The following is a 12,916-nucleotide window of genomic DNA, read 5'->3' on the forward strand; positions in this document are numbered from 1 at the left end:
CCCACTGAAGCCGAATGGGAGTACTCCGCCCGCGGCGGGCTCGCCGGGAAACGCTACGCCTGGGGCGATGAGCTCACGCCGGAGGGCGAACACCGCTGCAACATCTGGCAAGGCACCTTCCCCACCCTGAACACGGAAGAGGACGGCCATCTGGGCGCCGCCGCCGTGAAATCATTCCCGCCCAACGGCTACGGACTCTACGAAGTGGCCGGGAACGTGTGGGAATGGTGCGCGGACTGGTTCCTGCCCAAGTACTACCGCAACTCCCCCGTCCACAACCCCCAAGGCCCCACGATCGGCGCTGGCCGGGTCATGCGCGGCGGCTCCTACCTCTGCCACGACTCGTACTGCAACCGCTATCGCGTCGCCGCCAGAACCTCCAACACCCCCGAATCCTCGAGCGGTAACTGCGGCTTCCGCACGGTGGCGTCCGCGTAACGTCCCTTCCGCGCCCACTTAACAGCCGCTGAGGAACCGTCTGCCCTCATCGGAGCTCGCCGATCCGGCAGTCGGGACGAGTGCGCTCCTTTCGGCTGAAATGAGCGAAATATAGGTCTCCAGTTGGGACCGCAACTGATCCGGCGAGTGGTGCTCGGGGGTGAGGGTTGCTGTGATCTGCGCACCGAGCGCGAACGTCATGATCCCGCCGACGATGTCGTCGTCGTTCAGCCCCTCCTTCAGCTCGCCCAGGTCCCTGGCTTCACGGAGCCTGGCGAAGAGCGACTCACGCCATTGCTCCATCGAGGAATCATGCAACGCCGCCTTCGCGGGGTCCGTGAGTGCGCGCTGCCAGAACGCGATGGCTATTCGCGCCTCGTTGAGCCTCTCGGCATCGAGCGGCAGGATTTCGTGGCAGTAGCTGCGCAACGCCGACAGTCCGTGCTGGTGCGCAGTTGAGTTGCCCATGCGGGCGTTCGTCTGGTTGAAAACGTGCGCGAAGGCAAAAGTCAGCAGGTCATCCTTCGTCGGAAAATAAGGCTTGAGTGCACCATTGGCAAAGCCCGCTTCCATCGCAATTTCGCGCATGGTTGCACCCTCGATCCCCCTCTTCGCGATGATCCGCCAGGTGGCTTCGACGAGCTCCACCCGGCGCTTGTCGTGGTCTACGATCTTCGGCACACGTTCCCCAAATCTTTTTTCTACAACCGTTGTGACTCAGATTACACGATGCTATTCTCTACACACATAGAAAATAAATCCGTCGACCCCGAAGGCCTTCCATGAGCACAACTTCCTCTCCAGAAATCGCCGAAATGGCTGCGTACGCGTTGACTACCGGCGATGACATCACGGCAGTCAAGGGCATTCTCACCGCCGCCGGACTCTTCGGCGAAACCACCCGGGTGGCCTACCTTGGACTGCTCGATCCCCCGCGCGACTCGGGGCGCAATTCGAAAATCGTGGACCGCAGGTTCAGGGCGTTCTTGCATGACGTTTCATCCGGAGCGGCACAGGACGTCGTTGTCTCTGTGACGCAGCAGGAAGTCGTCTCGAAGGTGGAACTCGACACCTCGGTGACGGGCGAGCTTCCGGTCATCGAAGAAGAATTCGAGGTGGTGGAAGAGGTCCTCTCGCAGGACGAACGCTGGCTGAAGGCCTTGGCTGACCGGAATCTCGACGTCAGCAAAGTGAGGGTCGCTCCCCTGTCGGCCGGCGTTTTCGAATACCCGGAAGAGAAGGGCCGCCGGATCCTGCGTGGCTTGGCTTTCGTTCAGGAATTTCCGGAAGACAGCGCTTGGGCCCATCCTGTGGACGGACTGGTTGCCTACGTCGACGTCGTCAGCAAGACCGTGGACAAGGTTCTGGATTTCGGAGCGGTCCCGGTCCCGGAGGAGCACGGCAACTTCACGGACCCGGAGCTGACCGGCCCGATGCGCACTACTCAAAAGCCGATCCACATCACCCAGCCGGAAGGCCCGAGCTTCACGGTTCAGGGCGGAAACCACGTCGAGTGGGAAAAGTGGAGCCTCGACATCGGTTTCGATGTCCGCGAAGGCGTGGTCCTGCACAATGTCGCGTTCGACGACGGCGATCGCCGCCGCAGTATCCTCAAGCGGGCTTCGATCGCCGAAATGGTAGTGCCTTACGGCGACCCCTCCCCCGTGCGCTCCTGGCAGAACTACTTCGACACCGGTGAATACTTGGTGGGCCAGTACGCAAACTCCCTGGAACTTGGCTGCGACTGCCTCGGCGAAATCACCTACCTCAGCCCGGTAGTCAGCGATGCGTTCGGCCAGCCACGCGAAATCCGCAACGGCATCTGCATGCACGAAGAGGACTGGAGCATCCTCGCCAAGCACAGTGATCTGTGGAGCGGAGTGAACTACACGCGTCGGAACCGCCGGCTGGTCATCAGCTTCTTTACCACCATTGGCAACTACGACTACGGCTTCTACTGGTACCTCTACCTCGACGGCACCATCGAGTTCGAGGCCAAGGCCACCGGCGTCGTCTTCACCAGCGCCCACCCCGGGAAAGGCTACCCCTATGCCTCCGAACTCGCCCCCGGTCTCGGCGCCCCCTTCCACCAGCACCTCTTCAGCGCCCGCCTGGACTTTGCCGTCGACGGACTCACCAACCGCGTCGAGGAAGAGGACGCTGTCCGGGTGCCAATGGGCGCAGGCAACGAACGCGGCAACGCCTTCACCCGCCGTCGGACTGTCCTTAAGCGCGAATCGGAAGGTGTGCGGGAGTCCGACATGGCAGCGGGACGGGCCTGGGTGATCTCGAATCCCGAATCCCTCAACCGCCTCGGCGAACCCGTGGCCTACAAACTCCATGGCCAAGGGCATCCCATGCTCCTGGCCGACCCCCAATCATCAATCGCCCAGCGTGCCGCATTCGCCACCAAGGACCTGTGGGTGACCCGCCACGACGAGGCCGAGCACTACCCCAGCGGCGATTTCGTCAACCAACACTCCGGAGGAGCCGGGCTGCCGTCCTACGTTGCCCGTGACAGGGACATCGACGGACAGGACATCGTGGTGTGGCACACCTTCGGACTGACCCATTTCCCCCGACCGGAGGACTGGCCCATCATGCCGGTCGACACGGTGGGCTTCAAACTCCGCCCCGAAGGCTTCTTCGACCGGAGCCCCGTGCTCGATGTACCGGCGTCGAAGCCCGCTGAGGGCGGCCATTGCCATATGGAGGCACAAAAATGAGCGTGACAACAGGAAAAGAGCCCACCGAAGTGGCCCACCCGCATCATCAACGAGGCCGCCTTGGCGTCCCCGCGGTGACCTTCATGATCATCGCAGCCTCGGCACCGCTTACCGTCCTCGCCGGCGGCGTGACGACGACGTTCGCCGTCACCGGGGTCACCGGCGTACCGCTGTCCTTCTTGCTGCTTGGCGGAACTCTCGCTGTTTTCGCGGTCGGTTACGCGGCGATGAGCAGGTACGTCGTCAACGCCGGCGCCTTCTATTCCTACGTCGCGCAGGGCATCTCCCGGCCCATTGGCGTCGGGGTTTCCATGGTAGCGCTGATGGCCTACAACCTGATGCAAGTCGGCATCTACGGCCTCTTCGGCTTCACCGTTTCAAGCCTGATCAACGAACGCTTCGGCGCCACAGTCCCCTGGTGGATCCCGGTGCTGGTCTGCATCGCCGTCGTCGCGTTTCTTGGTGTGAACCGGGTGGATCTGTCGGCGAAAGTCCTTGGGGTGCTCGTCGGCCTGGAGTTCCTCGTGGTGATCGTTTACGACGTCGTCTCCTTTGCTGTGGCACCGGAAGGCGTCAGCGGAGCGCCCCTTAGCCCGGAAAGCCTCTTCGTCCCAGGCGTCGGAGCGGTCCTCTCCTTCGGCATCGCCGCGTTCATGGGATTTGAGTCGGCTGCGATCTACGGCGAGGAAAGCAAGGACCCCAAGCACACGGTCGCCCGGGCAACGTACACCGCGGTAGCCATCATCGCCCTGTTCTACGCTGTTTCTTCCTGGGCCATGGCGATCGGAACAGGACCGTCCGCGGTGGTCGATGCGTCCGCAAAACAAGGACCGGACCTGATGTTCGGCTTCCTGGGCGACCACACGGGCGTCCTTCTCGCAGACCTGGCCCGATTGCTCTTCGTCACTAGCCTCTTCGCAGCCCTCGTCAGCTTCCACAACGCGGCCGCCCGCTACTTCTTCTCCCTTGGCCGCGAACAGGTCCTTCCCCGAAAGCTTGGAGCCGTGCGTCGGCACAGCGGCGCCCCGTACGCCGGGTCGATCGCCCAGACGGTCATCGCCGTCGTAGTCACGGTAGCCTTCGCCATCGCGGGAACCGGATCGACGCTTGGCGGTCTCTACCCTGTCCTGACCATGTTCACGTGGCTGACCAATGACGGCGCCATGGGACTTGTCCTCTTGATGACCGTTGTTTCGCTGGCAGTCATTGGATTCTTCCGCAAAAACAGGCATGACGCTGGAATCTGGACCCGTGTGATCGCACCTGCCCTGGGGTTCGTGCTCCTCGCCGTGATCTTCGTTCTGATCGTGGTCAACTTCAACGTATTGCTAGGCCAGAATGACACTAATGCGCTGACGTTCATCCTGCCGGCCACGATCATCGTGCCCGGCTTGGTGGGGATCGCCTGGGCATTCCGCCTCCGCAGTAGCCGGCCAGCCGTCTATCGGCGGATCGGGCACGGCGAAGAAGGCCCAGCCGCCGTCCACCTCGGTGACGAAGAAGACTTGCAGCACCGGGACTGACGATCGGCAAACCAATGCACACCATCCTTTCGATAGTCATGCTGGCCTGCTGTGCCCTCGGAATCTGGAGCCCGCTGCGCGAAGGCCTGGTCAGAAACCTCAGCCAATGGGGCCCGATGGCACTCATGCTCGTGGCGATGGCGGATACAACCGTTGGACCAGGCATCCTTCCGGGCGTTGTTTGGGGCCTGATTTTGCTTCTCACCTCTCCACTTCCGCTGGTGCTCCTCCCCAAGGATCGCCGTGGTGGCATGGAAGTACACCGTTCAATGTCAATCCTGGCCATGTTCGCAATCCTCGTCACAACCCTCTCCCCAGGCTCGTCGGGTGCAATCCACCAAGCCCACGCGCACTCGGGACTTGGAGGAGTGAACCCCGTCCTGGCGGTAGCCCTCGCGGTTGCAGTGATCGCCTACTCAATCATGGTGGCGGCCCGGTCGGTCCGGCCGAGCGGCCGGACAGGTCACCGTCGTCACGCGTTTGAACCTGTCGAGGCCCTTTCTTCGGCAGGTGCGTTGGGAGCGATGATCCTGATGGCCCTGTGATGCCCTCGCCGCCCCTCTTGAAACAGCACACCCTCATCGAAGCCGTTCACCCAACGTCAACGGCCCTTCCCAGATACACAAGACGCCTTCCCGTCGGGCAGGCAGAGTCAACACCAGCCTCACGGCCACGCCGGCGGTGAGCAGTACCAACTCAGAGTGGAGTAACCCTTGGAAACCTACGACGCACTTCTGGCTTCAATCACCCCGTCCTCCGGCGAATCCCGCACGATTTTCGACCCCGCAACCGGAACCGCCGTCGGGCAAGCCCCGGTGCACACCGTCGAAGACCTTGAACGCGCTGTCGCCGCCGCGCAAGCTGCCCAGCCCGCGTGGGCTGCGCTGGGCCACGACGCCCGCTCAGCTGCGCTGCTCAAGGCCGCCGACGCCGTCGAACGCTCCGCCGAAGAACTCGCCCACCTGCTCTCCCGGGAGCAGGGCAAACCGCTCAACGGCCCCAACGCCCGCTTCGAAGTCGGCGCCTGCGCCGCCTGGTTGCGTGCTGCCGCCGGCACTCCGCTGGAACCGGAAACCGTCGTGGACGACGGCGAGACCCGCGCCGAATTGCACTACCGGCCCATCGGCGTCGTCGGCGCGATCGGCCCCTGGAACTGGCCCATGATGATCACCATCTGGCAGATCGCCCCCGCCCTGCGCATGGGCAACGCCGTGGTGGTCAAGCCCTCCGAATACACCCCGCTCAGTGTGCTGGCCCTGGCCAAGGTCCTCAACGAGGAACTCCCCGACGGCCTCCTCACCGTGGTCTCCGGCGGCCGCGACGTCGGCGCCCGCCTCGCCGAACACCCCGCGATCGGCAAGGTCATGTTCACCGGCTCCACCGCCACCGGCAAAGCGATCATCAAATCCTCCGCGGACACCGTCAAACGCCTCACCCTGGAGCTCGGCGGCAACGACGCCGGAATCGTCCTACCCGACGCCGACCCTGCAGCGATCGCCGAAGGCCTCTTCTGGGGTGCCTTCATCAACACCGGCCAGACCTGCGCCGCGCTCAAGCGCCTCTACGTCCACGAGGACATCTACGAGGCCGTCTGTTCCGAGCTTGCCGCTGTCGCAGCGGCGATGCCGATGGGCAACGGACTTGACGAAGCCAACGTTTTGGGTCCGCTGCAGAACCGCGCGCAGTACGACGTCGTCGCCGCGCTCGTGGACGCAGCTCGCGACTCCGGCGCCCGCATCCTGCTCGGCGGCAACCCGAACCCCGAGCAGTCCGGCAACTTCTACCCCACCACCCTCGTGGCCGACATCGACAACGGCAATCCGCTGGTCGCCGAGGAACAGTTCGGCCCCGCCTTGCCGATCATCCGCTACAGTACGGTTGATGAGGCGGTTGCCAAGGCGAACGCGCTCGACGTCGGACTCGGCGCCTCGGTGTGGTCATCGAACCTGGACGAGGCCCGGAAGGTAGCCGCGCGCATTCAGGCCGGAACGGTCTGGATCAACAAGCACGGCGCCGTGGATCCCCGCATCCCCTTCGGCGGAGCAAAGCAGTCCGGCTACGGCCTCGAATTCGGCGTCGAAGGCCTCAAAGCCCTCGGCGTACCACAGATCATCAACGGCTAAGCGGTGACGGAGGCGCGGCTGCAGGGGCTGGTCTCCTGCGCCGCCGCCTCTGGATCTCCACGTAGGCCGTGACAAGGAGCAGGACAATCACGGCAAGGCCCAAAACGACGGCGCCGGGAACCAGAGCGCTCACCGGTATGAGGAGGACCGCGATCACCACCGTGGGCACGGCCCATGGCAGCACTACCCGCGGTGGCTGACCATAGCGAAGGGTCACGATCGCATTGCACGCATAGAAAAGAGCCAGACCGCCGCCGAGCGAGATCCCTGAACCGATCGGCAGGTGCTCGTATGGTGCTGGAATGGCGGTCGCGATCGCCCCTGCGATTGCTGTCACTCCCAGCACGAGGAGAAACGGCAGGAACAACGTGGTCTGGAGTATCCCCGCGAAGTCCGAGCGGGCCTGCAGGCGCTCGAGCCCCGCAGTGATGGTCCCGGTGCCGTATTGGAAGAACGCCCACCCAAGGAAGGAAACAATGRGGAATCCGAGCGCGCCGACCAGCCCGGCGCCGGGACCCCAATCATCGGATACCTCAGTGACGATCGTGAAGATGGATTCGCCGAGGACAATGATGACGAACAATCCAAGCCGCTCGGAAGCGTGTTCGATATTGATACCGCCGATGCCACGATCAGGCCAAAGGCGCGCACTGATTGCCACCATGCCAACCTCGACGACGATAGCCGTGGCCCACAGGGCAACCGCAACAGCGAGCGGCAAGAAGGCCGCGGCAAACCAGAGGGCAGCCGTTCCGCCGTTGTAGATCCAAATGCGCCACGGGGTCTCGGCTGACTTCTCGCGGTGTTGATACAACCATAAGACCAGCAGGACCACGCGTATGGCGGCATTGGCGAGCGAAAAGGCCCATGCCCGTTCGCCAAAAGCACCCGGCGCAGCCGCGGCCATGACGCTCGCCGCTGCCATGGCCGCGAGCATCGCGATACCCAGGGCCCGGGACGACAGTCCGGGCAAGAGGTTGACCACGGACACGATGTTCACCCATGCCCACCAAGCCGGGAAGAAGAGCAGGACGAAGGTACCGAACTCTGCCCACCCAGGATTGCCGTGAATACCACGGGCAAGCTGCCCGACGAAAGCCACGAAGACGAGGTCGAAAAACAGTTCCATCCAATGCACACGGCGGGGATCCCGGGCCACCTCGTGGGTCAACGCGCCATCAGCCGACGACTTATGCATCATTGACCAATGCTATTGGTTGGGGAGCCCAGTCTGTCCTGGGGGTCCTTTCGAACGGCGTGACGGGGTGCGGCACTCAAAGATCGGGCAGCACGAAGGAACTGCAGCAGTGCAACCCACGGGGCAAGATAGTAGCGTATGAAATGCAACAATAACCTTGAAGGCTAGTGCATTTTTGGGCATTGAACCGGGGGGACGAGTAAAGGCCTTGGAGATGGAATCGCTACCGCCGGAGGTTAATCCGCGGTTCAGCAACACCAGGAAACAGAATAGGGAGCTCGCCATCCAACAGCTCCAGGACGGCGGGTTCACAACCGTTCAGCTGGATGAATTCCTGGAGACGCTGCGCCGCATGGAGGCCGACGATTCGATACTTGCACCCCTGACAAATGCCCTGCTTGCCATGAACGTCACTGTCCAGTGGCTGATGTAGGAGGAACACCATGCGCGCCACCATCATCCACGGCCCCGGCGACATCCGTGTTGAAGACCGTAACTATCCCACGGTCCAGCTGCCCACCGACGTCATCGTGAAGGTCACCGCTTCCTGCGTCTGCGGATCGGACCTTTGGCCTTACCGCGGTGTCAAGCCCACCCACAAGCCATCAGCGATCGGGCATGAATTCATCGGCACCGTGGAAAGCGTTGGCGACGATGTCACCACCCTGACGGTGGGCGACTTCGTGATCGCCCCGTTTGTCGTCAGCTGCGGCGCCTGCCCCCAATGCCTGGAAGGCGTCACGGTGGCCTGCGACCATTTGGCTGGCTGGGGAGGCAAGGACGACAGTGGGTACGCGATCGACGGCGGCCAGGGCCAGGCGGTCCGGGTACCGCTCGCAGACTCCACCCTCGTCAAGGTTCCAGGCGTCACGGTGCCGGACGACGCGCTACGCGCCAGTCTGCTGACGCTGTCCGATGTCATGGCTACCGGCCACCACGCCGCCCTGGCAGCAAAGGCCCGGCCCGGTAGGACCGTCGTCGTTGTCGGCGACGGCGCGGTGGGTCTCTGTGGCGTGCTCGCGGCGAAGCGGCTCGGAGCCGAGCGAATCATCGCTATGTCCCGGCACGCCGACCGCCAGGCCATTGCGCGCGAGTTCGGAGCCACGGACATCGTGGCTGAACGCGGCGAAGAGGGCGTCGCCAAGGTCCGCGAGTTGTTGGGAGGCGTACTGGCGGACTCTGTGCTGGAGTGCGTCGGGACCAAGGAATCCATGGAACAGGCACTGCACAGCGTCCGCCCGGGCGGCGCGCTCGGCTTTGTGGGTGTCCCGACAGGCGGGGCCGAGGCCCGACTACGCTACCTGTTCGACACCAACATCTCGATTGCGGGTGGAATGGCCCCGGCCCGGACGTACATCCCGGAACTGCTCGCGGACGTACTCGACGGCACGATCAATCCGGGCCGGGTCTTCGACGCCGTGATGCCGCTCGAGGAAGCCCCTGAGGCGTACCGCGCCATGGACGAGCGGCGCGCCATCAAGGTCCTTCTGACTCCCTGACCGGTATGGAGTGAACCGCAGGCTCCTGGGGAATGACGGGGCTGTGGCGTATGCCACGGAACAGCGGGAGAATCCATAGAGAAGGCGCCAGATCAAGCTTCGAGGCAAGGAACGATGCGTGCGTGGTGGGTGCATGAACCCGGTCCGATAACGTCAGCGCCACTTGTTTGGGGCGAGCGGCCCGATCCGCAACCGGGGTACAAGGAGCTGCTGGTCAGTGTCCGGACCTGTGGTGTCTGCCGGACGGATCTGCATCTGGCCGAGGGCGACCTTGCGCCGCGGGTGCCGGATGTAGTGCCCGGTCATGAAGTGGTGGGAGTGGTCAGCGGCATGGGCGATGGGTGTGTGAGATTCCAAGGTGGCGACAGGGTCGGGGTGGCCTGGCTTGGAGGAACCTGTGGGACGTGCCGGTATTGCCGGCGCGCCGAAGAGAATCTTTGCCTCTCCCCTGTCTTCACCGGATGGGACAGGGACGGCGGCTATGCCGAACAACTGACAGTCTCCGAGGATTTCGCCTATGCCATTCCGGATCAATTTTCAGACGAGCACGCGGCACCCCTACTGTGCTCGGGCATCATCGGCTACCGCGCACTCAAACGCGCCGCCGTTCCGCGCGGTGGCCGGCTGGGTCTCTACGGATTCGGGGGTTCAGCGCATCTCACGGCGCAAATGGCGCGCTATCAAGGGGCGGAGGTCTACGTGATGACCCGTTCGGAGCAGGCCCGGTCACTGGCACGTGATCTGGGCGCCGTCTTTGTCGGCGACGCCTTCGACTCCCCACCAGACATGCTCGACTCAGCAATACTTTTTGCCCCTGTCGGGGACCTCGTCCCTGTGGCGCTCAGGGCATTGGACCGGGGCGGGACGCTCGCCATCGCAGGCATCCACCTGAGCGGCATACCGCCCTTGAACTATTCCACCGAGCTCTTCCATGAGCGGCAACTCCGCAGTGTTACCGCCAACACCCGGGCAGACGGCGAGGAGTTCTGGTCCCTGGCAGCAGAAATTCCCCTAGCCCCGACCACCACGGCGTATCCGTTGGCTGAAGCCGATCAGGCGCTACGGGACCTGGCCGCCGGCCGAGTAACCGGGGCTGCGGTCCTGCAAGCGTGACCTGAGGGTCTACCCGGGTCTGCGTGCGGATACAAGAGCAAGCGACCGGCGGGTGCCCCGCCGGTCGCTGTTCACTGTTGGGGTCAACTCTGTTCAGGGTCAACTCTGTTTTTCAGGGTCAACTCTGTTCAGTGCGAAGGGCTGACCATGTGATGCCGGTGTTCCTCGGTGCTGGGCTTGATCGCCGTCGCGGTGACGACGAGCGCCACCAGCCCGGTAATCCAAGATGTCCAGGCGACGCCGGTTTGCATGGCGTAGGAACCCATCCACGGAGAGAGGAAGAGCAAGGCGCCCAAGCCTGCCTGGACCCACTCCATGACCGGCGTTCCGGGCATGGCCAGATTGATGACGCCGCTGATGATCAGCAAAGCGCCGAACACGACCATCAAGGCAGCCGACCCACCGGCCGCCGTGGTCCAGATGACCGATAGGGCAGCATAGAGTCCGGCAACAACCGTGACCCAATCCTGCCATCGCGTCCATTTCTTCATTGAAACCACCTCTGTGATGTGGACTGCACCCCGGGACGCCTTGGAGGGCACCCCAGCGCTTCTCTTGTTGACGGTGACTTCTTACGAAGTACCGTCATCGGGCGCCGCGGTGACAGTCCTGGCGCCCAACGGGCCGCACGGTTCCGCTGCCATCGCCGCTCCGGTATTGATGTAACAAAATCCGTACGCAGCTGCTTCCCGACCGGTGCCCGCGCGGATTGGCCCCTGGGCCCTCGACGACGGCGACGCTCGGCTCCTGTGCCCCGGGAACCCCGGCATCGCCGTCGTCGAATCCTGCCGCGCACGAAGCCTTGCTAAGAGCCGACTTCCGGTCTAGAACGTAGTCATAGAGCAACATTGACGAACATGCCCGCCATCGCCGGCATGTTCGTCCAGAGAGGACCCCGTGATATCGAGTCGCTGGTCATAAAAGTCGCCAGTCAGCTCTGTGCTGACTTTTCGACGTCCGTTGGTGAAAACCGCCGTGGCCTCCGGCGTGGACCTACGTCCGGCGACAACGCCCAGGTTCCGGCCCGACCCCGCCAGGTCGCTTGAAGTCGCAACCAATGGAAGGAAAGAAATGTTAAACATGAAGGTCCCGGCACGAGGCGCCGGAACCGCCTTCATTGCAACCCTCGCTATCACGGCGCTCGCTGCCTGCTCAAGCCCGAGTACACCGACTTCGCCAAGCACCACGAGTTCCGGAGGAGCCGTACCCCAGATCTCGGCCGATGCGTTCACGGCCGATTTCTCAGCGATGAAGCAGCTCACGTCGCTCGCTTCGCAAGGCAAGGGCATGGTCGGCGTACTTCTACCGGACACCACGACTTCCGCGCGGTACGTCACCTTCGATGCCCCGTACCTGAAGAAGGCATTCGAAGCCGCGGGACTCGACGCCAGCAAGTTCAAGATTGATAACGCGCAGGGCAGCGCAAGCACGATGCAAACACAGGCCGAGGCTGACATCACGGCCGGAGCGTCCGTGCTGCTGGTCGATGCCCTGGACTCGGGTTCAGGCGCGGCCATCGAGGCGGCCGCCACCTCGCGGGGCGTCAAGGTGATCGACTATGACCGGCTCGTCAAAGGCGGAGCGAAGGATCGAACCTACGTCAGTTTCGACAACGTCAAGGTCGGTCAACTGATCGGCCAAGGCGAAATCAGTTGCCTCGCAGATTGGAAAGTCACCAAGCCGAACGTCCTGATCATGGATGGCGACCCGACCGACAATAACGCGAAGCTATTCGCCGAAGGCTACAACGGCGTCCTGAAACCGCACTTCGACAACGGCGAGTACGTGAACGCAGGCGAGCCCGCCGGTACCTGGACCCCGTCAGTGGCACAGACGACGTTCGCGCAGCAGTACACAGCCCACCCGAACATCAACGCGGTGGTCACGCCCAACGATGACAACGCCAACGCGGTGATCGCGTACCTGCAGAGCAAGCAAATCCCTGCCAAAACCTTCCCCACCACAGGGCAGGATGCGTCATTGTCCGGTTTGCAGAACATCCTGAAGGGCTACCAGTGCGGAACGGTGTACAAGCCGATCTACTTTGAGGCCCAGGCTGCCGCGGCGGCGGCACTCTATCTGCGGGCGGGCATGAGCATTCCTTCAACCTTGGTGAATGGCAAGACCACGGACGATACCGCGAAGACCGACGTCGCATCGATCCTGCTGACCCCGCTGTGGGTGACAACGAAGAACATGGCCGACACCGTCGTCAAGAACGGCGCTGTGACGGTCTCTTCGCTATGCATCTCGCAGGTGAAGGACGCTTGCACCGCGGCAGGAATCCAGTAGTTGA

13 protein-coding genes are annotated in these 12,916 nt (G+C 63.3%); 10 read left to right on the forward strand and 3 right to left on the reverse strand.

Annotated elements, in window-relative coordinates; translation table 11 throughout:
• Positions 1-438: formylglycine-generating enzyme family protein (locus AC1DLO_RS20290; RefSeq protein ID WP_476891824.1), on the forward strand; the 438-nt coding region annotated here is incomplete at its 5' end.
• 18 nt (positions 439-456) lie between these two features.
• On the opposite strand, the gene AC1DLO_RS20295 is transcribed toward AC1DLO_RS20290, so the two are convergent.
• Positions 457-1,119 carry a TetR/AcrR family transcriptional regulator gene (locus tag AC1DLO_RS20295; protein ID WP_476891823.1) on the reverse strand — a complete coding sequence of 221 codons (663 nt, stop codon included), beginning with the start codon at positions 1,117-1,119 and terminating at the stop codon, positions 457-459.
• A 134-nt stretch (positions 1,120-1,253) separates the two neighbouring features.
• On the opposite strand from AC1DLO_RS20295, the gene AC1DLO_RS20300 reads away from it, so the two are divergent.
• The 4 genes from AC1DLO_RS20300 (at position 1,254) to AC1DLO_RS20315 (ending at position 6,810) form a co-directional block, all read left to right on the forward strand.
• On the forward strand, positions 1,254-3,164 hold the full coding sequence (locus AC1DLO_RS20300; RefSeq protein WP_476891825.1) for a primary-amine oxidase: 1,911 nt from the start codon (positions 1,254-1,256) through the stop codon (positions 3,162-3,164).
• Positions 3,161-4,687: an APC family permease gene (locus AC1DLO_RS20305; protein ID WP_476891822.1), complete on the forward strand. Its 1,527-nt coding sequence runs from the start codon at positions 3,161-3,163 to the stop codon at positions 4,685-4,687. Before AC1DLO_RS20300 ends, AC1DLO_RS20305 begins: the two co-directional genes overlap by 4 nt.
• A 14-nt stretch (positions 4,688-4,701) precedes the next feature.
• Positions 4,702-5,232 carry a hypothetical protein gene (locus AC1DLO_RS20310; protein WP_476891821.1) on the forward strand — a complete coding sequence of 177 codons (531 nt, stop codon included), beginning with the start codon at positions 4,702-4,704 and terminating at the stop codon, positions 5,230-5,232.
• A 168-nt stretch (positions 5,233-5,400) separates the two neighbouring features.
• Positions 5,401-6,810, forward strand: coding sequence for an aldehyde dehydrogenase family protein (locus AC1DLO_RS20315; protein WP_476891820.1), 1,410 nt, complete (start codon positions 5,401-5,403; stop codon positions 6,808-6,810).
• Here the strand turns inward: AC1DLO_RS20315 and AC1DLO_RS20320 are convergent.
• The gene (locus AC1DLO_RS20320) at positions 6,800-8,011 is read right to left on the reverse strand and encodes a low temperature requirement protein A (RefSeq protein ID WP_476914585.1); all 1,212 of its coding nucleotides are present in this window, start codon (positions 8,009-8,011) and stop codon (positions 6,800-6,802) included. The two genes, AC1DLO_RS20315 and AC1DLO_RS20320, sit on opposite strands and share 11 nt — an antisense overlap.
• 211 nt (positions 8,012-8,222) lie before the next feature.
• On the opposite strand from AC1DLO_RS20320, the gene AC1DLO_RS20325 reads away from it, so the two are divergent.
• From AC1DLO_RS20325 to AC1DLO_RS20335, 3 genes are all read left to right on the forward strand, one after another.
• On the forward strand, positions 8,223-8,441 hold the full coding sequence (locus tag AC1DLO_RS20325; protein WP_184734805.1) for a hypothetical protein: 219 nt from the start codon (positions 8,223-8,225) through the stop codon (positions 8,439-8,441).
• 10 nt (positions 8,442-8,451) lie between these two features.
• Positions 8,452-9,507 (forward strand): zinc-dependent alcohol dehydrogenase family protein, encoded by a 1,056-nt coding sequence (locus tag AC1DLO_RS20330; RefSeq protein WP_476891818.1) that lies wholly within the window; start codon positions 8,452-8,454, stop codon positions 9,505-9,507.
• A gap of 114 nt (positions 9,508-9,621) precedes the next feature.
• On the forward strand, positions 9,622-10,620 hold the full coding sequence (locus AC1DLO_RS20335) for a zinc-dependent alcohol dehydrogenase family protein (protein ID WP_476891817.1): 999 nt from the start codon (positions 9,622-9,624) through the stop codon (positions 10,618-10,620).
• 128 nt (positions 10,621-10,748) lie between these two features.
• Here AC1DLO_RS20335 and AC1DLO_RS20340 read toward each other — a convergent pair whose 3' ends face one another.
• Positions 10,749-11,111: an SPW repeat protein gene (locus AC1DLO_RS20340; RefSeq protein WP_184734800.1), complete on the reverse strand. Its 363-nt coding sequence runs from the start codon at positions 11,109-11,111 to the stop codon at positions 10,749-10,751.
• A 13-nt stretch (positions 11,112-11,124) separates the two neighbouring features.
• On the opposite strand from AC1DLO_RS20340, the gene AC1DLO_RS20345 reads away from it, so the two are divergent.
• The gene (locus AC1DLO_RS20345; RefSeq protein WP_476891816.1) at positions 11,125-11,286 is read left to right on the forward strand and encodes a hypothetical protein; all 162 of its coding nucleotides are present in this window, start codon (positions 11,125-11,127) and stop codon (positions 11,284-11,286) included.
• Between the two features lie 405 nt (positions 11,287-11,691).
• The gene (locus tag AC1DLO_RS20350; protein WP_476891815.1) at positions 11,692-12,912 is read left to right on the forward strand and encodes a sugar ABC transporter substrate-binding protein; all 1,221 of its coding nucleotides are present in this window, start codon (positions 11,692-11,694) and stop codon (positions 12,910-12,912) included.
• Positions 12,913-12,916 lie beyond the last annotated feature (4 nt).

The organism is Arthrobacter sp. 01T419, assembly GCF_056398865.1.